The following is a 2,500-nucleotide window of genomic DNA, read 5'->3' on the forward strand; positions in this document are numbered from 1 at the left end:
AAAAAAATATTGAAAAACATTTTGCGGGAAGAAAATAAGGTGCGTATATTTGCACCCGCTTAGCTGATAAGGCAGGGCGTTAACGAGAGGGGATTTGATGAGAAGAGAGTCCTTTTGAGTTTAAAAAAAGTAAAGAAGTTCATATACATATTGTAACGACAGCGTAGAATTAAGAATAAACCATTTTGATGCGGGGACTCGGATTTCCGGGTGTCGGACAGACATTCAAGGAAATACAATGAAGAGTTTGATCCTGGCTCAGGATGAACGCTAGCGGCAGGCCTAACACATGCAAGTCGAGGGGTAACATAGAAAAGCTTGCTTTTTTGATGACGACCGGCGCACGGGTGCGGAACGCGTATGGAACCTGCCCCTGTCAGGGGAATAGCCCAGGGAAACTTGGATTAATGCCCCATGGTATCGTTTTATCGCATGATAAGGTGATTAAAGATTTATCGGACAGGGATGGCCATGCGTACCATTAGTTAGTTGGTGAGGTAACGGCTTACCAAGGCAGCGATGGTTAGGGGCCCTGAGAGGGGGATCCCCCACACTGGTACTGAGACACGGACCAGACTCCTACGGGAGGCAGCAGTGAGGAATATTGGACAATGGGCGGGAGCCTGATCCAGCCATGCCGCGTGCAGGATGACGGCCCTATGGGTTGTAAACTGCTTTTATACGGGAAGAAACGCACCTACGTGTAGGTGTCTGACGGTACCGTAAGAATAAGGACCGGCTAACTCCGTGCCAGCAGCCGCGGTAATACGGAGGGTCCGAGCGTTATCCGGAATCATTGGGTTTAAAGGGTCCGTAGGCGGGCCTGTAAGTCAGGGGTGAAAGTTTGTGGCTCAACCATAAAATTGCCTTTGATACTGCAGGTCTTGAGTCATGGTGGGGTTGCCGGAACATGTGGTGTAGCGGTGAAATGCATAGATATCACATAGAACACCGATCGCGAAGGCAGGTGACCAACCATGTACTGACGCTGATGGACGAAAGCGTGGGTAGCGAACGGGATTAGATACCCCGGTAGTCCACGCCGTAAACGATGGATACTAGCTGTGGGGACTTCGGTCTCCGTGGCCAAGCGAAAGTGATAAGTATCCCACCTGGGGAGTACGTTCGCAAGAATGAAACTCAAAGGAATTGACGGGGGCCCGCACAAGCGGTGGAGCATGTGGTTTAATTCGATGATACGCGAGGAACCTTACCAGGGCTTAAATGCAGGCTGCATGGGGTGGAGACACCCCTTTCTTCGGACTGCCTGCAAGGTGCTGCATGGTTGTCGTCAGCTCGTGCCGTGAGGTGTCAGGTTAAGTCCTATAACGAGCGCAACCCCTACCGTTAGTTGCCAGCATGTAAAGATGGGGACTCTAACGGGACTGCCGGTGCAAACCGTGAGGAAGGTGGGGACGACGTCAAATCATCACGGCCCTTACGTCCTGGGCTACACACGTGCTACAATGGCCGGTACAGAGGGAAGCCACCCCGCAAGGGGGCGCGGATCTACAAAACCGGTCACAGTTCGGATCGGGGTCTGCAACTCGACCCCGTGAAGCTGGAATCGCTAGTAATCGGATATCAGCCATGATCCGGTGAATACGTTCCCGGGCCTTGTACACACCGCCCGTCAAGCCATGGAAGCCGGGAGTGCCTGAAGTCCGTCACCGCAAGGAGCGGCCTAGGGCAAAATCGGTAACTAGGGCTAAGTCGTAACAAGGTAGCCGTACCGGAAGGTGCGGCTGGAACACCTCCTTTCTAGAGAAAGAGATGTCCGGAATATCCTTGTCCCGCACGAGATGGTTTTATCTCTGCGCTGTCGTTTATAATATGTTTTTTGATATACAGGCAAATTAAGGCCAAGACAGTCTCATAGCTCAGCTGGTTAGAGCGCTACACTGATAATGTAGAGGTCGGCAGTTCGAGTCTGCCTGAGACTACGAAAGAAGTTCATTGGGTATTGAAATAAGGAAATTCTAGGTGTTGGGTTACCGTTATATAGTACTGTTAACTGATAACTGTTAACTGACAACTGATAATGGGGGATTAGCTCAGCTGGCTAGAGCGCCTGCCTTGCACGCAGGAGGTCATCGGTTCGACTCCGATATTCTCCACCACGGCAAAAGTCGTCCGCCGATCTTGTATCGGAGGCGATGTGCCAGAAAGTTCATTGACATATTGGGACGGAGCGATACGGTTTTACCGTAATTGCGAAGTCAAAGAAGAAACACGAAGTAGAATAGAATATATAAGGATTACGAGAGGGCATTTGTACTTAGGTACAGGTGCGACAAGCAAAAGAAGGGCGTATGGGGAATGCCTAGGCTCTCAGAGGCGATGAAGGACGTGATAAGCTGCGAAAATCCACGGGGAGCTGCACATGAGCATTGATCCGTGGGTGTCCGAATGGGGCAACCCGGCTGGTTGAAGGCCAGTCACACCGTAAGGTGGGCGAACCCGTTGAACTGAAACATCTAAGTAGACGGAGGAAGAGAAA

The 2,500-nt window shown here is 51.0% G+C and carries 2 tRNA genes and 2 rRNA genes (1 of these 4 cut by a window edge); all 4 read left to right on the top strand.

Annotation, left to right across the window (positions count from 1 at the left end):
* Positions 1 to 235: 235 nt before the first annotated feature.
* Positions 236 to 1,761 (top strand): 16S ribosomal RNA (locus D2V08_RS03445).
* Between the two features lie 108 nt (positions 1,762 to 1,869).
* A tRNA-Ile gene (locus D2V08_RS03450) sits at positions 1,870 to 1,943 on the top strand.
* Between the two features lie 100 nt (positions 1,944 to 2,043).
* Positions 2,044 to 2,120, top strand: a tRNA-Ala gene (locus D2V08_RS03455).
* Positions 2,121 to 2,290: 170 nt separating this feature from the next.
* Positions 2,291 to 2,500: ribosomal RNA gene (locus D2V08_RS03460) — 23S ribosomal RNA — on the top strand (it continues 2,610 nt past the right edge of the window).
* Together the 16S and 23S rRNA genes with 2 tRNA genes alongside form the textbook arrangement of a ribosomal RNA operon.

The organism is Flagellimonas lutimaris (assembly GCF_003581615.1).
Taxonomy (GTDB): Bacteria; Bacteroidota; Bacteroidia; order Flavobacteriales; family Flavobacteriaceae; genus Flagellimonas; species Flagellimonas lutimaris.